The following is a 19,568-nucleotide window of genomic DNA, read 5'->3' as shown; positions in this document are numbered from 1 at the left end:
AGTTTCACGACAGTCGCACAATAGTCGTAATACTACTTCGCGGGTGGCTGATCGGCAGACCGCACGCTGTTGAGCACGCTCTGCCCCTGTTGATCAACGAGGCGGGTGAACAACTCCTGGGCGTAGCCGAACACCAAGGCCCACGCCAAGATCTGCGCCGAGGTGTCCAGTGCGCTGAGACCGGGCACGAACTGGCCGCGCATGAGCATCAAGCCCAGGAACGCCGTCAGAGCGCCGGTCGGTAGCTTGAGCGCCGCGAGCGCGACAGGTATCCCGTGCCGCTCCGAGGAACCCTTGATGCGCCTGATCGCCGTCGCCGCCGCAATGGCCGCGGCGGTCAAACCGACGAGTTCCACCACGATGAGATCCCACCCCGTGACGGTCCGGGCCACCACGTCGTCGATGTCCTGCGCCAGCGGTTGGCCGATCCCCTGCGCCGGTGTGAACTCCTCCTGATTGATCGGGCACACCACCGTCATCCGGCCCGAGCCCTCGGGCGCGAAGCACAACGGGACCAACGCCGGGCGGAAGAACCCGGTCAGGCCCACGCCCGCCACGAGCAGCCCCAGCAGGACGGTCGTGATGACGACGATGTTGCGGAAACTGCGTAGCCGCACGTGTTCTCGCAGCGCTTCCGAACTGGCGGCCCGCACGGTGGTGACGATCTTGCCGCGTTCCTGATCGACGGTGTCCACGGCCCGCTTCTGCTCGCCGTTCACCAGGCCGGCAGAATCCGGATTCGCGATGCCCACGCTGCGGGCGATCCGCTCGAATTCCTGACGTCCGGGGTCGGTCGGTCGCAAGTGCCGCTGCACGTGCCGCAGCAACGACGGCATCTGCCCGAGAACATATCTGGGCGGCGCGAGGTTCAGCAGTTGCGCCTCTGCGGCATCGAGATTGCTCGTCGCCCTTTCGATGAGCGAGCCGTTACGCAGCATCACAAATCGTCGGCGAGGATTGGTCTTGTCGGCCCGCGCCGCTTGCCGCGCCGCGTTCAGATGGCACCGGACCGCCTTGGCGAGCGCCCCCTGGTCACCACCGGAGTCCGTGGACACCAACCAATCGCACAGGGTCTCGAGTTCGTAAGCCCGCGTCAGGGTGCCCTCCCGCCACGCCACCCACACCGGGCCGCCGACGGGCCGAACCAGTGCGGTCGGTGGACGGTCCGTGATGGTGGTCATGCGCAGGAGCGTAGGTTCGCGTCCTCGCTTAAGGCATGAGTAAATCACTACCTGATACTGATTGCATGGAACCCAACACCGTCGTCCATGCCGCCACCGTCGATCTGACCCACGAGTCCGTACCGGCCGACCAATCCGTCGGCGGCTCGCCCACCACCGGCACCACCGCGGTGGGCGAATTCAGCGGCTTCGAGGTCGGTGTCTGGGAGATGAGCGTCGGCGTGATGACCGACGTCGAAGCCGACGAGCTTTTCGTGGTGCTCTCCGGTTCAGCGACAGTCGAATTCGCCGACGGCAGCCCCTCTCTGCAGCTCGGTCCCGGCGACGTGGTGCGTCTGGCGGCCGGATCGGAGACGACGTGGACCGTCACCGAGACCCTGCGGAAGGTGTACGTCGCCTGACTTCACCGGTTGGCCCCTTTTCGGGGACATATATGTGCGGAGGGACGCGACACGCCGTTGCGGCGTAGCCGTGGACATATATGTGCCGGAAAAGGGGGCAACACGATCACCTCACCCCCGCGCGTCGCCGATGAGCGTGTCTGGCAGAACCCACTCGCCGTCTCTCGGCCACGTCCGCGGGCAACCGCGAGAAGTCAGCGCATCGCTGACCCTGCCCAGAAACACCTGCGGACGGTTGTGCAGTATTCCACTGGTCAATCGGATGTCGGTCCAACCCAACTCCGGCAGTACCGCGTACCGCTCGACGTCCTTGCTGAACTGCTTCGGCTCGGTCCAGTGCTGCGCTCCTTCGAAGTCGACGCCGACCTTGTATTCGCGCCACCCCATGTCGATGCGCGCGACGACGAACCCGCTGCCATCGAGCACCGTGAGCTGCGTTTCGGGTACCGGAAAGTTGTTCTGCACCAACAACAGCCGTGTCCGCGATTCGTACGGCGACTCCGCTCCTCCGTCGACCAGCGCCAACGTATCCCGGAGCTGAACGAGTCCTCGTGCCCGCGGGTGCCGACGCGCGATTGCCTCGACGTCGAGAACCTTGACATCGGTGGCGTTCATCAGTGCGTCGATGCGCAGGACCCCGTTCTCGAGGTCGAGTCGACGGCCGAGGTCATAAGCCGTACGAGCGGCAGTGGTGACGGGCAGACCTTTCGCGATCGTCGTCTCACCGGGCAGCAGGCTGTCTGCATGGATGACTACTCCCACGGGCTGCCGGCGGTTGGAGTGGATCAACTCGACAGGTGTGTTTGCGTCAATCCACTTGGAGCCCAACGCCGCTGCAGCCGACAGGCCGGCCAGAATTGCCTTGCGCCGCGACCACAGCCACCCAGCCTTGCTGTACCCGACCATGGACAGGTCCGCGCAGACATCCACGAATACACCGGGGAAGACCTCCACGAAGTTCCGCTCGAGCTCGCGGAACGTCAGCTCTCCAGCGGCCACCGCCTCCGCTGCCAAGAACGGCTCCATCCCTGAACTCTGGCGGTTTCCGCGGCGCCACGATGTCCACTATCCACAGGGCCCCCGCCGCGCCCACATATATGTCCACCACTACCGTGTCACGGCGTGTCGCGGCTCTCAGCACATATATGTGCCGGCGGCCAGGCCCCACCGCGCCCACATATATGTCCCCCACTACCGCATCACGGCGTGTCGCGGCGCCCAGCACATATATGTCGCCAAAAACAGCGCCAAGACATACGAAGCCAAGACATACGAAAAGGGCCCCCGCTCGAAAGCGAGGGCCCTTCCCGTCAAAGCGAACTACTGCCGGCTCCTCAGCGGGCTCGTACCTCACCCCGCATCGGTCGTCGAACTACCGGTAGTCGCTGTAGCCGTAATCGTCCAGCGGCACCGCAGCACCGGTCGCCTGGCCGAAGTCCGGGCTGTAGTACTGATCCTCGTAGGACGGGATCGTGTACGCCGCAGCGCGAGCTTCTTCGGTGGGCTGCACCTGGATGTTGCGGTAGCGGTTGATACCGGTACCGGCCGGGATCAGCTTGCCGATGATCACGTTCTCCTTCAGACCCTGCAGCTTGTCGCTGCGGCAGTTGATCGCCGCATCGGTGAGCACGCGAGTGGTCTCCTGGAACGACGCCGCCGACAGCCACGAATCGGTGGCCAACGACGCCTTGGTGATACCCATCAGCACCGGACGGCCGGCGGCGGGCTCGTTGCCCTCCGCGACAACCCGACGGTTCTCCGACTCGAACTCGCTGCGCTCGGTCAGCGATCCGGGCAGGAATTCCGTTGCGCCGGAATCGATGATGGTCACGCGGCGCAGCATCTGCCGGACGATCACCTCGATGTGCTTGTCGTGGATCGACACACCCTGGGCGCGGTAGACCTCTTGCACCTCGTTGACGAGGTGCACCTGGACCTGACGCGGACCCTGGACACGAAGAACCTCGTGCGGGTCGGCCGAGCCTTCCATCAGCTGCTGGCCGACCTCGATGTGGTCACCCTCAGCCAACGGACGCTCGGATCCGTCCTCGTGCTTGAACACCCGCAGGCGCTGACGACGCGGCAGCTTGTCGTAGACGACTTCCTCGCCACCATCGTCGGGAACGATGGTGATCTTGTAGAACTTGTCGGTCTCCTCCAAGCGCACCCGCCCGGTGACATCGGCGATCGGGGCCCGGTTCCGCGGAATGCGGGCCTCGAACAGCTCCTGCACGCGGGGCAGACCACCGGTGATGTCGCCACCGACGCCACCCTGGTGGAACGTACGCATGGTCAGCTGCGTACCGGGCTCACCGATCGACTGCGCGGCCACGATACCGACGGCCTCACCGATGTCGACGAGCTTGCCGGTGGCCATGGAGCGGCCGTAGCAGGTGGCGCACACGCCGGTGCCGGTGGTGCAGGTCAGCACCGAACGCACCTTGACGTCGGTGATGCCGGCAGCCAGCAGCGCGTCGATGGCCGGGTCGCCCAGGTCATGTCCACGCTCGACCACCACGTTGCCGTTGGCGTCGACCGCATCGGCGGCCAGCGTCCGGGCGAACGCGGAGGTTTCCACGTGCGGATCCCGGATCAGGGCGCCGTCGTCGGTCTTCTCGGCGATGGACACCACGATGCCGCGCTCGGTGCCGCAGTCGGTCTCGCGGACGATGACGTCCTGCGACACGTCCACCAGACGACGGGTCAGGTAACCCGAGTCGGCGGTACGCAGGGCGGTGTCGGCCAGACCCTTACGGGCACCGTGGGTGTTGATGAAGTACTCCAACACCGTCAGGCCCTCGCGGAACGAGGACTTGATGGGACGCGGGATGTACTCACCCTTCGGGTTGGTCACCAGACCCTTCATGCCGGCCAGGTTGCGCACCTGCGTCATGTTGCCGGTGGCACCCGACTTGGGCAGCAAGGTGATCGGGTTGTCCGCCGGGTAGTACTCCTCCAGCGCCTTACCGACCTCATCGGTGGCTTCCTGCCAGATCTTGACCAGCGATTCACGCCGCTCGTCGGCCGTCAGAGCACCACGCTGGTACTTCTTCTCGATGCCGTCGGCTTCGCCTTCGTAGCGGTCGAGAATGGCAGCCTTCTGCGGCGGCACCAGCACGTCGGCCATCGAGACCGTGACGCCCGAACGCGTGGCCCAGTAGAAGCCGGCGTCCTTGAGCTTGTCGACGGTCTGCGCGACGACGATCATCGGGTAGCGCTCGGCCAGATCGTTGATGATCGCGGCCTGCACCTTCTTGTGCATCTGCTTGTCCACGAACGGATAGCCCTGCGGCAGCAGCTCGTTGAACAGCACGCGGCCCAGCGTGGTGTGCGCGGTCCAGGCGTCGCCCGGCTTCCAGCCCTCCGGGAACAGCTCGGCCTCGAGCTCGGCCGGCGGACGCAGACGCGTCATCCGGACCTTGATCTTGGCGCGGACACTCAGCGCACCGCGGTCCATGGCCATGATGGCCTCGGCGGGCGAGCTGTACGTACCGGTCTCCGGGGCGTCGGTTGCGGCGGGGGTGAACTCACCCTTGTCGCCGGGGACCTCGGTGGTCAGGAAGTACAGACCGGTCACCATGTCCAGACGGGGCATGGCCAGCGGCCGGCCCGACGCCGGGGACAGGATGTTGTTGGACGACAGCATCAGGATGCGGGCCTCGGCCTGCGCCTCCGCCGACAGCGGAAGGTGCACGGCCATCTGGTCACCGTCGAAGTCCGCGTTGAACGCCTCGCAGACCAGCGGGTGCAGCTGGATGGCCTTGCCTTCGACCAGCTGCGGCTCGAAGGCCTGGATACCGAGGCGGTGCAGCGTGGGTGCGCGGTTCAGCAGCACCGGGTGCTCGCCGATGACCTCTTCGAGGACGTCCCACACCTGCGGACGCTGACGCTCGACCATGCGCTTGGCGCTCTTGATGTTCTGCGCGTGGTTGAGGTCCACCAGTCGCTTCATCACGAACGGCTTGAACAGCTCGAGTGCCATCAGCTTGGGCAGACCGCACTGGTGCAGCTTGAGCTGCGGGCCGACCACGATGACCGAACGGCCGGAGTAGTCGACGCGCTTGCCGAGCAGGTTCTGACGGAACCGGCCCTGCTTGCCCTTGAGCAGATCAGACAGCGACTTCAGCGGACGGTTGCCCGGTCCGGTGACCGGACGGCCGCGGCGGCCGTTGTCGAACAGCGCGTCGACGGACTCCTGAAGCATGCGCTTCTCGTTGTTGACGATGATCTCGGGCGCGCCCAGATCGATGAGTCGCTTCAACCGGTTGTTGCGGTTGATGACGCGGCGGTACAGGTCGTTCAGGTCGGAGGTGGCGAAGCGGCCACCGTCGAGCTGGACCATCGGACGCAGCTCCGGCGGGATCACCGGAACAGCGTTGAGCACCATGCCCATCGGCGAGTTGCGGTTGGTCTGGAACGCCGCGACGACCTTCAGTCGCTTGAGCGCACGCAGCTTCTTCTGGCCCTTGCCGTTCTTGATGGTGTCGCGCAGCGACTCGGCTTCGGCGTCGATGTCGAAGTTCTCGATGAGCTTCTGGATCGACTCCGCACCCATGGCGCCGGTGAAGTACTCGCCGTAGCGGTCGACGAGCTCGCGGTAGAGGTTCTCGTCGACGATCAGCTGCTTGACGGCCAGCTTGGTGAAGGTGGTCCAGATCTCGTCGAGCCGGTCCAGCTCACGCTGGGCCCGGTCGCGGAGCTGACGCATCTCGCGCTCGCCACCGTCGCGCACCTTGCGGCGCACGTCGGACTTGGCGCCCTCTTCCTCGAGTTCCTTGAGGTCCGCTTCCAGCTTCTGGGCGCGGGCCTCGAGGTCGGCGTCACGCTGATCGGCGACGGACTTCTTCTCGACGACCATCTCGGCCTCGAGGGTCGAGAGCTCGTTGTGACGCATCTCTTCGTCGACGCTGGTGATCACGTAGGCGGCGAAGTAGATGATCTTCTCGAGATCCTTCGGCGCCAGGTCCAGCAGGTAGCCGAGACGGCTCGGCACACCCTTGAAGTACCAGATGTGCGTGACGGGCGCGGCCAGCTCGATGTGGCCCATCCGCTCACGACGCACCTTGGCACGGGTCACCTCGACGCCGCAGCGCTCGCAGATGATGCCCTTGAACCGGACGCGCTTGTACTTGCCGCAGTAGCACTCCCAGTCGCGAGTCGGTCCGAAGATCTTCTCGCAGAACAGGCCGTCCTTCTCGGGCTTGAGCGTGCGGTAGTTGATGGTCTCCGGCTTCTTGACCTCGCCGTAGGACCAATTACGGATGTCGTCCGCGGTCGCGAGACCGATTCGGAGTTCATCGAAGAAGTTGACGTCTAGCACGCAAACTTCCTTTCCCCTTGCGGGTGTTGAAACTGATAGTTAGGCGAGATCTTCGACAGACGCGGATTCGTTGCGCGACAGGTTGATTCCGAGGTTGGCAGCAGCGCGCTCCAGATCCTCGTCGTCACCGTCACGCATCTCGATCGCGGCGCCGTCCGAAGACAACACCTCAACGTTGAGGCACAACGACTGCAGCTCTTTGAGAAGCACCTTGAACGACTCGGGGATACCGGGTTCGGGGATGTTCTCGCCCTTGACGATGGCCTCGTACACCTTGACGCGACCCACCGTGTCGTCGGACTTGATGGTGAGCAGCTCCTGCAGCGTGTAGGCGGCGCCGTAGGCCTGCATGGCCCAGCACTCCATCTCGCCGAACCGCTGACCACCGAACTGCGCCTTACCACCGAGCGGCTGCTGGGTGATCATCGAGTACGGACCGGTTGAGCGGGCGTGGATCTTGTCGTCCACCAGGTGGTGCAGCTTCAGGATGTACATGTAGCCGACCGTCACCGGGTACGGGAACGGTTCGCCACTGCGGCCGTCGAACAGGGTGGCCTTGCCGTCGGCGTCGACCATCACTTCGCCGTCACGGTTGGGCAGCGTCGAGCCGAGCAGACCCGACAGCTCTCCTTCGCGGGCACCGTCGAACACCGGCGTGGCCGTGTTCGTGTCGGCGGGCGCGCTGTAGAGATCCTCGGGCAGGTTGCTCGCCCATTCCGGGACACCTGTGGCGACGTCGATGTTCCAGCCGGTCTTGGCGATCCACCCGAGGTGGGTCTCCAGGATCTGGCCGATGTTCATACGACGCGGCACACCGTGGGTGTTCAGGATGATGTCCACCGGGGTGCCGTCCGGGAGGAACGGCATGTCCTCGATCGGCAGGATCTTGCCGATGACGCCCTTGTTGCCGTGGCGTCCGGCGAGCTTGTCGCCGTCGGAGATCTTGCGCTTCTGGGCCACGTAGACGCGGACCAGCTCGTTGACACCGGCGGGCAGCTCGTCGTCATCCTCGCGAGAGAACACGCGGATGCCGATGACCTTGCCGGACTCACCGTGCGGCACCTTCAGCGAGGTGTCGCGGACCTCACGGGCCTTCTCACCGAAGATGGCACGCAGCAGGCGCTCTTCCGGGGTCAGCTCGGTCTCGCCCTTCGGGGTGACCTTGCCGACCAGGATGTCGCCGTCGCGGACCTCGGCGCCGATGCGGATGATGCCGCGCTCGTCGAGATCGGCCAGCACCTCATCGGAGACGTTCGGGATGTCCCGGGTGATCTCCTCGGCGCCCAGCTTGGTGTCGCGGGCGTCGATCTCGTGCTCCTCGATGTGGATGGACGTCAGGACGTCCTCCTCCACCAGGCGCTGCGAGAGGATGATGGCGTCCTCGTAGTTGTGGCCCTCCCACGGCATGATCGCCACGAGCAGGTTCTTGCCCAGGGCCATCTCACCGTTCTCGGTGCACGGTCCGTCGGCGATGACCTGGCCGGCCTCGACACGCTGCCCGGCGTCCACGATCGGGCGCTGGTTGGCGCACGTGCCGTGGTTGGAGCGGGCGAACTTGCGCATCCGGTAGGTCTGGCGAGTGCCGTCGTCGGCCATCACCGTCACGTAGTCGGCGGAGACCTCTTCGATGACACCGGCCTTCTCGGCGACGGCGACGTCACCGGCATCGATGGCCGCACGCAGCTCCATACCGGTACCCACCAGCGGTGCCTCGCTGCGCACCAGCGGAACCGCCTGGCGCTGCATGTTGGCACCCATCAGGGCACGGTTGGCGTCGTCGTGCTCGAGGAACGGGATCATGGCCGTGGCCACCGACACCATCTGGCGCGGTGAGACGTCCATGTAGTCCACCTCGGTGGCCGAGACGAACTCGACCTCGCCACCTTTACGACGGACCAGGATGCGGTCCTCGGTGAAGCCACCGTCGTCGTTGGTCGGCGAGTTGGCCTGCGCCACGACGTGGCGGTCCTCCTCGTCGGCGGTCAGGTAATCGATCTGGTCGGTGACCTTGCCATCGATGACCTTGCGGTACGGCGTCTCGATGAAACCGAACGGGTTGACCCGCGCGTACACCGACAGCGAGCCGATCAGACCGATGTTCGGGCCCTCAGGGGTCTCGATCGGACACATGCGGCCGTAGTGCGACGAGTGCACGTCACGGACCTCGAGGCCGGCGCGCTCACGGGACAGACCGCCGGGGCCCAGCGCCGACAGGCGACGCTTGTGGGTCAGACCCGACAGCGGGTTGTTCTGGTCCATGAACTGCGACAGCTGCGAGGTGCCGAAGAACTCCTTGATCGCCGCCACGACGGGACGGATGTTGATCAGGGTCTGCGGCGTGATGGCCTCGACGTCCTGGGTGGTCATCCGCTCGCGGACGACGCGCTCCATACGCGAGAGGCCGACGCGGATCTGATTCTGGATCAGCTCACCCACGGTGCGCAGACGACGGTTGCCGAAGTGATCGATGTCGTCGACCTCGACCGGGACCTCGACGCCGCCGGGGGCGGTCATCGTGGTCTGGCCCTCGTGCAGGCGCACCAGGTATTCGATGGTCGCGACGATGTCCTCTTCGGTCAGCGTCGAGCTGGTGATCGGCTGGCCCGCGTTGAGGCCCAGCTTCTTGTTCACCTTGTAGCGACCCACCCGGGCCAGGTCGTAGCGCTTCTCCTTGAAGAACAGGTTCTCCAGCAGGGTCTGCGCGGATTCCTTGGTGGGGGGCTCGCCCGGCCGCAGCTTGCGGTAGATGTCGAGCAGCGCCTCGTCGGTGCCGGCGGTGTTGTCCTTCTCCAGCGTCGACATCATGATCTCGGAGAAGTTGAAGCGCTCCGTGATCTGCTCGTTGGTCCAGCCGAGCGCCTTCAGCAGCACCGTGACGGGCTGGCGGCGCTTGCGGTCGATACGCACACCAACGGTGTCGCGCTTGTCGACGTCGAACTCGAGCCACGCGCCGCGGCCCGGGATGACCTTGACCGAGTGCAGGTCCTTCTCGGTGCCCTTGTCGACGGTGTGGTCGAAGTACACACCCGGCGAACGGACGAGCTGCGACACGACGACGCGCTCGGTGCCGTTGATGATGAAGGTGCCCTTTTCGGTCATCATCGGGAAGTCACCCATGAAGACCGTCTGGCTCTTGATCTCGCCGGTGTTGTTGTTGATGAACTCGGCCGTGACGAACAGCGGAGCCGCGTACGTCATGTCCTTGTCTTTGCACTCGTCGACCGGGGCCTTCACCTCGTCGAAGCGCGGGTCCGAGAAGGACAGCGACATCGAGCCGGAGAAGTCCTCGATGGGCGAGAGCTCCTCGAGGACCTCTTCGAGGCCACCCTTGGGATCCAGCTCGCCTCGCTCGACCGCTTTCTCACGCCACTGGTCGGAGCCGACCAGCCACTCGAACGATGCCGTTTGCACGTCGAGAAGCCCCGGAACCTCGAGAGGCTCACGGAGCTTGGCGAAAGAAACGCGGTTTGGAGCACCGGGTACGGAGGAATTAGAGCTAATGTTCTGGCGGGAGACTGCCAAGATGCGTCCTTCCAGGCACCTCATGCGACGAGCAGAGGCCGGCCTGGACCGGGTTTCTCGCCGCGTTATCTGCTTCGGTTTGGGCTGGTGACAGCCTGTCCGGATCACAGACGCACGGCACGCGACTAGATCACTGAGCAGAACTCAGGCTAGTTACTGCGGTCGGAGGCGGTGAGTGGGCAGGAGGCAGCCAGCGCAACGTCCAACGATAGCGCACGACCGCACATTCCTCAACTAGCCCATGCAAAGTAATTCAAACGCTGGCTGGCGCTCGTATCCGCTGTTGCAAACATGCTGCGAAACAGAGTGACCCCTTCAGCCGTTTCCGTCAAGAGGTGACGCGCGTGTCAGAGAATTCCGCCGTGAACACCGGTTGTTCCCGAAACGCCAGCGCTACGCGGCGTTCGGTGTCGCGTTGGCTAAGCGCCACCCGCACGCCATCACTGCTGCGATCCTTGGCCTCATGAGTGCCCCTGACGGTGACGTGGTGGCGATCACCATGTTCTCGCTGCGCCCCGGTGTCGACTGGGCCGACTTCGACCGCTTCTCGGTGTACCTCGACCAGCCGACGTGCCTGGCGTGCGACGTCGTGGAGTCGTTTGAGGCCTACCGCGTCACCTCGGCACCCGACGGCGGCCGCGCCGACGTCGTGGAGGTGATGCACGTGCGCGACTGGGCGGCCTGGGAGCGGGTGCGCGACCACGACCCGGCGTTCGCCCCGGTGATGAACCGGTTCGTCGAGCTCGTCGATGTCACCACCGTCCGCACCTGGTTCACCCGCCGGATAGTCGAAGGCCTCCGGGTTCTGGAGACGTTCGACGACCCTGCACCGGACGAGCAACTGGCGGAGCGCGAAGGCCGGGCGTAGACACCGGCGGCACCGCCGTGCTGCTGGACACCAATGCCTTCCTATGGTTTGTGAGCTCTCCGGAGGACAGCACTCTCTGCCCCTGCGAGACACCGCTGACTCGTCTGGACCGGGGAGCGCCTGATGTAGGCCTGTTCAGACATCGCAACCGACCCTCGACGCTGCGGACTGATTCTTGCCTGCCGCCAGGGATCACCAGGACCCGTTCGGCCTGATGGTCGTGGCGGAGGCACTCGGCGCAGTCTCACCTTGCAATGCGAGACCACCTCATTCTCTGCGCCGCCATCACAGCCACCACTCAGGTGTGAGGACGCGAGACTCGTTGGCGCCCTGGATGATCAACAGCGCCGTGCGGATCTGATCACGGGGTTTGTCGCGAACGGGCTCAGCTCGACGCCGAGGTTGCGAGATCTGCGGAGGCTACCTGGCAGTCAGCGCAGGGCCGCCACCTCGTCCCGTACCGGGCTGCGTGGGTCCGCGGTCAGCGCATCGATCTCCGCGAACCAGGATTCTCGGACAGTGCTGGCTGACTCGTCGGGCAGCCAGGCGATGTCGAAGGACGCCCTGGCGGCCGCCGCCAGATCCTGCTTGGACCAGCTCAGCTTGGCCGCGAGGTTGGTGTAGCACTGCGCCAGATCGGTGTGATGGAGCTCCGGGTCGTCGGTTCCGATCGCCATCGGCACACCCGCGTCGTTCAACATCGTCCACGCCTGCGTGTATGGGATACCGGCGTGCAATCCACCCAGCGCGTAACTGTCCGGGGTGAAGGTCAGGGGCGTCCCGGCCGCTGCCAGCCGCGACAGGATCGCGCCGTCGTCGACGGCCATCCACCCGTGGTCGATCCGGTCCAGCCCGATGTCGAGTGCAGCGGTCACGTCTTCGATGACGTCGGCGTGGCCGGTGAGCAGAAAGCCCTCGTCACGAGCGCGCTGATAGGCCGGCGCCAGCGCTTCGAAAGGCACGCTGCGATGGTCGCCGTCGTTGCCGTAGCCCAGGATCGGCACACCTTGTTCGCGCAAGCCCACGGTCTGCTCGACGAGCTGCATCGCGACATCCGGGCCGTCGAACCGATGCAGTTCGACGATGATTCCGCCGGTGAGCCCGAGTTCGCCGGCGGCGGTGGCGAACGCTTCACCGACAGCCCGCAGCATCACGTCGGGTTCCATGCCGATCTGCTGGCGGTGCAGGTCGGGCGTGCACAGCAGTTCCAGGTGGCGCACGCCGCGGTCGTAGGCGGCCGCGATCATGTGCAGCGCGCCGAGCGTCACCGTGGCGGCGTCGCCCCACAGGCTGACCGCTTTGTCGAGGTCGTCGAAGAACTTCCCGACTCCGCGATTGTCATAGGCGCTTCGACGTTCCGCCTCAGTCTGCGGACGGCCGCGGCGTGCCGACAACGCCGCCATCTGGGCCGGCGACAGCGAGCCCATGTGGTGCATGTGCATCTCAGCTTTTGGCACACGACGAGCGAGCAGGCGTAGTTCGTCGTCGGGCTCCATCGGGGTGCGGTCCTCGGTTTCTCCGGGGTCGCGGGTGGACGGCATCGGTTCCTCCTGTCTGGGTCAGGCTTCGATCGCGAGGTCGTACTTCGCGAAGTACTGGGACTCCCACTCGAACGGCGTGGTGGGCGGATAGCGCGGAGGTTCGCCGCCGGTGCATGTGCTGAGCGGTTCGATGATGGTGTCGATGGAGGGCCCCTGGAACAGCGTGAGCGAGGTACGCCGGGTCCCCTTCTGTTCGGGCAGCAGTACCCGGTGCCGGGTGGCGATGAAGCGGTCGTTGGTCCACCTCTCCATCAGCTCACCGATGTTGATGACGAAGGCGTCGTCGCGCACGGGCACGGTCATGAAGTGCCCGTCCGTGCGGAGCACTTCCAGTCCGTCGTACTCACCGCGCTGGTGCAGGATGGTCAGCGTTCCCGAGTCTTTGTGCTCGCGCAGCGCAATTGTGTTGTCGCCGTGAATATGTCCGCCTTCGTAGTGGTTGATCGCAAAGGTGCTGACCTGGTGTTCGAAGAACGGGGTGAAGTGGTCGGCGGGCAGGTCGAGTGCTTGGGCGAACAGCGACATCAGTGTCAGCCCAAGGCGTTTCTCCGCCTCGATCAGCGCTTCGAGTGAGGCGCGCAGGCCCGGCACCTCCGGCCACACATTGGTCTGAAAGTACCCGTGGTATCTGGCGTCGATGCCTCGGGCTGCGGCATCTTCGGCCGAGCCGATGTCGCACACCTGCAGCCGCTGCTGGATCACGAGGTCACCGGATCGGGGCCGGCGTTCCCAGCCGCGAAACGGATGTGGGTGTGTCCATTGTGTTTTGGTGCCCTCGGGTAGGGCCATCAGCTCGTCGGCGCTGCGGTAGGCAGCGTTGATCAGGTCGGCGGGCACACCATGTCCGATGATCTGGAAGAAGCCCACGTCGACGGCGGCATGCCGGATGGCGTCGACGGTGGACTGCTTTGCCGACCCTGTGATGGCGTCACGGATGTCGATTACAGGAATCATGCGATCCCGGCGTCCTTTCGGCCCGGCCACGACATGACGACGCCTGCTGGACGCCCTCAGGGGACCGGAAATTCGGTTCAGAAGTTGTGTCGGCGCGAAAGTCTGGCAACATTACGGCCATCACCGACGGTTTGAGTATTGGCGAATTGATTGCGAGCGTCAACTTGAGCAACACAATCGTAACCCCCACATGGCCGGGGCTTGACGAATTGGACTTCCGGATCATCGCGCTGCTCCAGCGGGACGGTCGCGCCTCCTTCGCCCGGATGGCCCAGGCGCTGGGATCTGCGGTGGCCACGGTGCGGCAGCGCCATGAGCGGCTGGCCAGAGAGGGTTACATCCGCGCGGTGGCCCTTGTCGATCCCGCGCGATTGGGCCGCGGGGTGGTCAGCCACCTCGAGATCAGGACCGCCGGCGAGGCAGAGCAGGTGGTGGACGAGCTACGTAACATCGACGAAATCGCTTGGTTGGCCATCGGTTTGGACTATCAGACGATTTACGCTCAGCTCAGCACCGCAAGCAACGCGACCTTGGTGACGTTGCTCAACAAACGGGTCCGCCCCGTACCGGGGGTCGGATCCATCTGCAGCTCGATCCAGCTGAGGAGCTGGTCACCGACGTTCCTTTACGCAGGCTCGCCGATACCGGTGCCATCGGAGCCTTCCGGCGAAGAAGCACCGTGGGCCGGAAATGACGACTATGCGTGCGTCGACGACATCGACCGCGGACTACTGGAATGCCTCGAGGTCGACGCGCGCATGACGGTGACGGCGATGACCGAGCGGGTCGGGCTCTCGGTCCCCGCCACCCGTCAGCGGCTGATGAAGCTGTTGGCCAACGGCACCGCCCGGATCCGTATCCGGCCAGATCCCTTGTCCGACAAGATTATGCCAATCCGCCTCAACATCTTCATCGATTGCGACAGCTCGCTCGCCGCGCAGCGACTGGCCGGACTCCCGCACGTCACCTACATCATGGAGTCCACGGGTCCGGCGATCCTCCGCATGGAGTTGCTCTGCTTCGATGAGGCCCACCTCAGATCCAGTTACCTCGCGGTATGTGCGGTGCCCGGCGTAGCTGCCGTCGAGATCGTCCGTTACGCCCGGGTGGTCCTGCACGCCGGCCACTGGTGAGACCACTGAACACAACAGAAGCGTGACGTCATAGGGCGATTCCCGAGCTCAGAGTGTTGCCTGCACCGCATCACACGACAGACACGAACGTCGGCAATGTGACAGATGATCGACCTGCATGACGATCGTGTTACTCAGATTGACGCAGTGCACCACCGCTGCTTGACTCGTTTTCATCGACCTACCGAAAGTGTTGCCAAACAGCGCTGTCGCAACAGTGTCGAACAATCTCACCGTGGTCCGCCAGCGATCGGCGCCGGACCGCCTCTTTCGCGAAAGGGCACTCAGCATGCCGCGTGCCGTCCCCGCATCAGGTCCCCGTATGGGCCACGCCGGTGAGCCTGCCGCCGCGGCATCCGAGCGACGGGCCAGCCGCGGCGACGCACCGTCGCGGCGGGGCAAGGGCACCCTGCTCCGGGCCCTCGGCGCACTGCCAGGACGTAGCTTGCTGCTGACCGTGCTTGTGTTGCTGGGGATGTGGCAGTTCACCACGACGCTTCTTCTCCCCGATTCACCTGCGCTCATACCGCCGCAGGACGTGGCACGGGCACTGTGGGACGACCGGCAGCTCCTGATCACCAACACCGTCGCGACGGTGCGAGTCGCCGTCCTCGGCTTCGCCCTCGGCAATCTGGTGGCTTTCGCTCTGGCGATCGTGTTCGTGCTGTCCCGCACCGCCGAGAGGGTTCTCGCGCAGTTCACCGTTGCCCTGTACGCCCTACCCACGCTCGTGCTCGCACCGATCCTGACGTTCCTGCTCGGACCCGAGAACACGAAGATCACCGTCGCCGCGCTCGTCGCGTTCTTCCCGACTCTCGTCAGCGTCACCACCGGCCTTCGCTCCCCCGGCCGCGACACCATCGACCTGGTGCGTTCGCTGGGCGGTTCGAGGTGGACCGCGCTGGTGAAAGTGCGCCTGCGATGGTCAATTCCGTACCTGTGTGACGGCATGCGGGTGGCGGTTCCCGGCGCTCTCCTGGGCGCGATCGCCAGCGAATGGCTGGGGGCCGACGTCGGCCTCGGAGTGTTCATGGTCAACGCACTCGGTTACCTCAACACGGCCAGGGTATGGGCCTCCTGTGTTGTCTGCGTGTGCCTGACGTTGGTCGGATACGCGGCCGTCGGCGTCTTCAACATCCTGGTGAATCGGTGGTACATCGACAGCACGCGGAACCCGGCATGACCGCCGCCGGGGCCGTCGCCGACAACCGTGCATCGGTGGCAGCACAGGTTGCCGCCAAGATCGCCGGCACCTTTGGTTGGCTCGCAGCAACGTTCGTGCTGATCGGCCTGCTGTGGGAAATAACCGTCCGGGCATTGAGCCTCGATTCGTTCGGCACCAAGTCCGCCGGCGACGTCCTCGCCTACCTGTTCACCGTGCCGGCGGCAGCGGAGCACCGCGCCGAGCTGACCACGGCGCTGGGCCAGACGGCTTTTCACGCCGTTGCCGGCTTCGCCGCCGGGACTGCGGTGGGTATCGCGTTGGCGCTGGCCCTGGTGGCGGTACCGGCATTGCAACGCCCCGTGATTCCGCTGCTGCTGCTCACTCAGGCGGTGCCGATCCTGGCCGTCCTGCCGCTGTTCATCCTGATCCTCGGGCGTGGACTCGTGGTCACGATCGTGATCACGACGCTGGCAGTGTTCTTCCCGATGTTCGTCATGGTTACCCAGGGGCTGCGCAGCCCGCGATCGGCGCATCTCGACTACTTCGCCAGCCTCAACGCTTCTCCCGCCCAGATCCTGCTGCGACTGCGGATCCCCTCGGCGGTGCCGAGCCTGTTCGCCGCAACCAGGGTCAGCGTGCCCAGCGCGATGTTCGGGGCCATCGTCTCCGAGTGGTTGGCGACCGGTAACGGTTTGGGCTATCTGATGACCGGGGCGGCAGCCGGCGTGGGCGGTTACAGCAAGCTCTGGGCTGCCGTCGCGCTGACGACCGCCTTCACCATGGTCTGGTACGCCCTCGTCACCGCCGCCGAAACCGTCGCGCTGGGCAGATTCGCACCCGAGCGCCTGCGCACCGACTAGTCCTTCACTACCGCACAATCGTGAGGAGTACGACCATGAAGTCCGTTGCGAACAAACAGCTTTCCCGTCGACAAGTGCTCACCGGCACCGCCAGGCTGGCGGGCGGGCTGGCCCTGCTCGGCGGTTCCGCGGCCGCTCTGAGCGCCTGCTCGTCGGCGTCGCAGGGCACCCAGCCCACCTCGTCGTTCCCCTATCAGCTGTCCTGGACCAAGGATTACGAGTTTGCGGGCAGTTACATCGCCGACTCGAAAGGGTATTGGCGTGACCAGGACTTGACGGTGGAACTGCTCGCCGGCGGACCGTCCACCCAGTCACTGCAATCACTGGCCGCCGGGCAGGCGATGATCGCCAGCGACCAGGTCAGCAATGTCGCCAAGATGGTTGCCGAAGAAGGCATCGCACTCAAGGTAGTGGGTGCGCTGTTCCAGAAGAACGGTCTGAACATTCTCTCCCGCCAGAACATGCCGATCCGGTCACCGAAGGACCTGGAAGGCAAGCGGATCGGCGTGTTCCCGTCCAACGACCCCGCCTGGTCGCTGTTCCTGGATCTCAACGGCGTGGACCGCGCGACGATCACGGAGGTGCCCGTCCAATTCGACGTCACCCCGTTGATCTCCGAGGAGGTGGACGGTTTCCAGGGGTACGCAGGCGGTGAGCTGACCACGCTGCGTTCACACGGCGTCGATCCGGTGGTGATGCTGTTGGCCGACTTCGGCTACAACCCGGTGTCGGCCGGCTACGTTGTGCGCGCCGAGTCACTCGAGGACCCGGCACAGCGCGAACAGGTCAGCGCGTTCCTGCGCGGCGAGATCCTTGGCTGGCAGGATGTCGTGTACAACAACGCCATCGACGAAGGGGCGGCGCTCACCGTCAACGAATACGGCAAGAACCTGGGTTTGGATCTGGCCACTCAAACCGAGAGCCTCAAGGCGCTCATCCCGTACATCTCTACACCAACCACCGACCAGCACGGCCTGTTGTGGATGTCCGACGAATCCATCAAGTCCTCACAACAGGTGATCGACCAGGCCAAGCTCGATGTGCAGGTCGCCGACATCGTGACGACAGACCTGCTCAGTGAGATCTACGACGGGCAGAACCGGTTGTGAGCACCGTGGAAGACACCGGCTTGATCCTGGAAGACGTCACCAAGACGTTCCGGCTTAAGGGGTCGGAAATTGTAGCGCTCGACCATGTTTCGGTGCATGTCAAACCAGGGTCACTGGTGTCCCTGGTGGGGCCCTCCGGCTGCGGCAAGTCCACCGCCCTGCGCATCCTGGGCGGCCTCGAGGCGCCGACATCGGGACGCGCCCTCGTCGGCGGTGAGGCACCCGAGGAGGCACGCGCGCGGCATCACCTGTCCATCGCGTTCCAGGACGCCGCGCTGCTGCCGTGGCGCAGCGTCACCGCCAACATCGCCTTGGCGCTGGAGATCACCGGGAAGCAGACAGACAAGGCGGCCGTCGCCGACATCATCGATCTCGTCGGATTGACGGGGTTCGAATCCGCCAAACCCGCTCAGCTCTCCGGTGGCATGCGACAGCGTGTGGCAATTGCGCGGGCGCTGATCACCGAGCCGCGAACCTTGCTACTCGACGAGCCCTTCGGGGCTCTGGACGACCTCACCCGCCGGCGGCTCAACCTCGAACTCATGCGCATCTGGTCCGAGCGTGAACTGACTACGCTGTTGGTCACCCACGGCATCAGTGAGGCGGTGTTCCTGTCCGACACCATCGTGGTGATGTCCGCGCGGCCCGGCCGCGTCAATGCAGTCATACCCGTAGACCTGCCGCGCCCCAGGACACCAGAGCTCTTGCGCAGCCCCGAGTTCCACGCACTGGAGGACGCCGTATCCGGCCGGCTGTTCCAGGAGGTGTGATGGCCGCACCGACAGCTCACATCGAAGCCGTTCGCGGTGCCATCTCGGAGCGCGTGCTCCTGCCGGGGGATCCCCGTCGTGCCGAATACATCGCGCAGCGTTTCCTCGACGACGCGAGCTGTTACAACCGGGTGCGCAACATGTCCGGGTTCACCGGGGTATATCGGGGGGAACGGATATCGGTGCAGGGCACCGGTATGGGTATGCCCTCGATTGCCTTGTACGCCACCGAATTGTTCCGGTACTACGGCGTCACAACCGCCATTCGGGTGGGCACCTGCGGTGCCATACAACCGGGTCTGCCGCTCAGAGAAGTCATCATCGGCACCGCTGCCCACACCGATTCGGCCATGGCGGCCAACATCTTCGGCCCCGTTCACTACGCGCCGGCAGCAGATTTCGCCTTGGCGCAGACGGCGTGGCGCAGGTGCCGTGAACTGTCCGTTCCGGCCCGCGTCGGCAGCGTCTACTCCACCGACAACTTCTACGGCGGTGACCCGCAGGTCACTGCCCTGCTCGAGAAATACGGAGTGCTCGCCGTGGACATGGAAGCGGCGGCCCTCTACCTGGTGGCCGCGGCGCACGGTGCGCGCGCACTGACCTTGTTGACGGTGACCGACGGGGTGGACCACCAGATCGATCTCGATGCCGGCGAGCGTCAGAACACTCTCGACACGATGATCGAAGTGGCTTTGGACACCCTTATCGAGGCGTGACCATGGTCGACCGCCGAGGTGTTCGGCC

Annotated in this window: 14 protein-coding genes; 8 read left to right on the top strand and 6 right to left on the bottom strand. The window is 65.1% G+C overall.

Annotated elements, in window-relative coordinates:
* Positions 1 to 32: 32 nt before the first annotated feature.
* Complete coding sequence (locus tag AC3A6P_RS08345; RefSeq protein ID WP_487690680.1) at positions 33 to 1,181, bottom strand: hypothetical protein; 1,149 nt, start codon at positions 1,179 to 1,181, stop codon at positions 33 to 35.
* A gap of 65 nt (positions 1,182 to 1,246) precedes the next feature.
* Here AC3A6P_RS08345 and AC3A6P_RS08340 point away from each other — a divergent pair, with 65 nt between their 5' ends.
* Entirely contained in the window at positions 1,247 to 1,582 is a 336-nt protein-coding gene (locus tag AC3A6P_RS08340) for a cupin domain-containing protein (RefSeq protein WP_487690678.1), read from the top strand.
* Between the two features lie 111 nt (positions 1,583 to 1,693).
* Here AC3A6P_RS08340 and AC3A6P_RS08335 read toward each other — a convergent pair whose 3' ends face one another.
* The 3 genes from AC3A6P_RS08335 to rpoB all read right to left on the bottom strand — a co-directional run bounded on the left by AC3A6P_RS08335 (position 1,694) and on the right by rpoB (position 10,448).
* The gene (locus tag AC3A6P_RS08335; protein ID WP_487690676.1) at positions 1,694 to 2,608 is read right to left on the bottom strand and encodes a hypothetical protein; all 915 of its coding nucleotides are present in this window, start codon (positions 2,606 to 2,608) and stop codon (positions 1,694 to 1,696) included.
* A gap of 346 nt (positions 2,609 to 2,954) precedes the next feature.
* Positions 2,955 to 6,902 carry a DNA-directed RNA polymerase subunit beta' gene (locus AC3A6P_RS08330; protein ID WP_487690674.1) on the bottom strand — a complete coding sequence of 1,316 codons (3,948 nt, stop codon included), beginning with the start codon at positions 6,900 to 6,902 and terminating at the stop codon, positions 2,955 to 2,957.
* A gap of 39 nt (positions 6,903 to 6,941) precedes the next feature.
* On the bottom strand, positions 6,942 to 10,448 hold the full coding sequence (gene rpoB, locus AC3A6P_RS08325; protein ID WP_487690672.1) for a DNA-directed RNA polymerase subunit beta: 3,507 nt from the start codon (positions 10,446 to 10,448) through the stop codon (positions 6,942 to 6,944).
* A gap of 439 nt (positions 10,449 to 10,887) precedes the next feature.
* Here rpoB and AC3A6P_RS08320 point away from each other — a divergent pair, with 439 nt between their 5' ends.
* Positions 10,888 to 11,292: a hypothetical protein gene (locus tag AC3A6P_RS08320; RefSeq protein ID WP_487690670.1), complete on the top strand. Its 405-nt coding sequence runs from the start codon at positions 10,888 to 10,890 to the stop codon at positions 11,290 to 11,292.
* Positions 11,293 to 11,723: 431 nt separating this feature from the next.
* Here the strand turns inward: AC3A6P_RS08320 and AC3A6P_RS08315 are convergent, their stop codons facing one another.
* Both AC3A6P_RS08315 and AC3A6P_RS08310 read right to left on the bottom strand, forming a co-directional pair.
* On the bottom strand, positions 11,724 to 12,833 hold the full coding sequence (locus AC3A6P_RS08315) for an adenosine deaminase family protein (RefSeq protein ID WP_487690669.1): 1,110 nt from the start codon (positions 12,831 to 12,833) through the stop codon (positions 11,724 to 11,726).
* Positions 12,834 to 12,851: 18 nt separating this feature from the next.
* Positions 12,852 to 13,787, bottom strand: a complete 936-nt coding sequence (locus AC3A6P_RS08310; RefSeq protein WP_487690668.1) for an isopenicillin N synthase family dioxygenase — start codon at positions 13,785 to 13,787, stop codon at positions 12,852 to 12,854.
* Between the two features lie 86 nt (positions 13,788 to 13,873).
* Here AC3A6P_RS08310 and AC3A6P_RS08305 point away from each other — a divergent pair, with 86 nt between their 5' ends.
* The 6 genes from AC3A6P_RS08305 (at position 13,874) to deoD (ending at position 19,540) form a co-directional block, all read left to right on the top strand.
* Positions 13,874 to 14,920 carry an Lrp/AsnC family transcriptional regulator gene (locus AC3A6P_RS08305; protein WP_487690666.1) on the top strand — a complete coding sequence of 349 codons (1,047 nt, stop codon included), beginning with the start codon at positions 13,874 to 13,876 and terminating at the stop codon, positions 14,918 to 14,920.
* Positions 14,921 to 15,242: 322 nt separating this feature from the next.
* On the top strand, positions 15,243 to 16,103 hold the full coding sequence (locus AC3A6P_RS08300) for an ABC transporter permease (RefSeq protein ID WP_487690664.1): 861 nt from the start codon (positions 15,243 to 15,245) through the stop codon (positions 16,101 to 16,103).
* Entirely contained in the window at positions 16,100 to 16,945 is an 846-nt protein-coding gene (locus AC3A6P_RS08295; RefSeq protein ID WP_487690662.1) for an ABC transporter permease, read from the top strand. The genes AC3A6P_RS08300 and AC3A6P_RS08295 overlap by 4 nt, the downstream gene beginning before the upstream one ends.
* A 35-nt stretch (positions 16,946 to 16,980) precedes the next feature.
* Complete coding sequence (locus tag AC3A6P_RS08290) at positions 16,981 to 18,054, top strand: ABC transporter substrate-binding protein (RefSeq protein WP_487690660.1); 1,074 nt, start codon at positions 16,981 to 16,983, stop codon at positions 18,052 to 18,054.
* Positions 18,051 to 18,824 (top strand): ABC transporter ATP-binding protein, encoded by a 774-nt coding sequence (locus tag AC3A6P_RS08285; protein ID WP_487690658.1) that lies wholly within the window; start codon positions 18,051 to 18,053, stop codon positions 18,822 to 18,824. Before AC3A6P_RS08290 ends, AC3A6P_RS08285 begins: the two co-directional genes overlap by 4 nt.
* Positions 18,824 to 19,540 (top strand): purine-nucleoside phosphorylase, encoded by a 717-nt coding sequence (deoD, locus tag AC3A6P_RS08280; RefSeq protein ID WP_487690657.1) that lies wholly within the window; start codon positions 18,824 to 18,826, stop codon positions 19,538 to 19,540. Before AC3A6P_RS08285 ends, deoD begins: the two co-directional genes overlap by 1 nt.
* Positions 19,541 to 19,568 lie beyond the last annotated feature (28 nt).

The organism is Mycobacterium sp. Soil_C_30 (assembly GCF_057656995.1).
The sequence above is the reverse complement of the archived record's forward strand: the minus strand, read 5'-3'. Positions and strand labels throughout refer to the sequence as shown.

Coding starts and splice junctions, on each gene's coding strand:
- rpoB (WP_487690672.1), bottom strand. CDS start 10,448: ATGAGGTGCCTGGAAGGACGCATCTTGGCAGTCTCCCGCCAGAACATT.
- AC3A6P_RS08310 (WP_487690668.1), bottom strand. CDS start 13,787: ATGATTCCTGTAATCGACATCCGTGACGCCATCACAGGGTCGGCAAAG.
- deoD (WP_487690657.1), top strand. CDS start 18,824: ATGGCCGCACCGACAGCTCACATCGAAGCCGTTCGCGGTGCCATCTCG.
- AC3A6P_RS08340 (WP_487690678.1), top strand. CDS start 1,247: ATGGAACCCAACACCGTCGTCCATGCCGCCACCGTCGATCTGACCCAC.
- AC3A6P_RS08290 (WP_487690660.1), top strand. CDS start 16,981: ATGAAGTCCGTTGCGAACAAACAGCTTTCCCGTCGACAAGTGCTCACC.
- AC3A6P_RS08320 (WP_487690670.1), top strand. CDS start 10,888: ATGAGTGCCCCTGACGGTGACGTGGTGGCGATCACCATGTTCTCGCTG.
- AC3A6P_RS08335 (WP_487690676.1), bottom strand. CDS start 2,608: ATGGAGCCGTTCTTGGCAGCGGAGGCGGTGGCCGCTGGAGAGCTGACG.
- AC3A6P_RS08300 (WP_487690664.1), top strand. CDS start 15,243: ATGGGCCACGCCGGTGAGCCTGCCGCCGCGGCATCCGAGCGACGGGCC.
- AC3A6P_RS08295 (WP_487690662.1), top strand. CDS start 16,100: ATGACCGCCGCCGGGGCCGTCGCCGACAACCGTGCATCGGTGGCAGCA.
- AC3A6P_RS08315 (WP_487690669.1), bottom strand. CDS start 12,833: ATGCCGTCCACCCGCGACCCCGGAGAAACCGAGGACCGCACCCCGATG.
- AC3A6P_RS08345 (WP_487690680.1), bottom strand. CDS start 1,181: ATGACCACCATCACGGACCGTCCACCGACCGCACTGGTTCGGCCCGTC.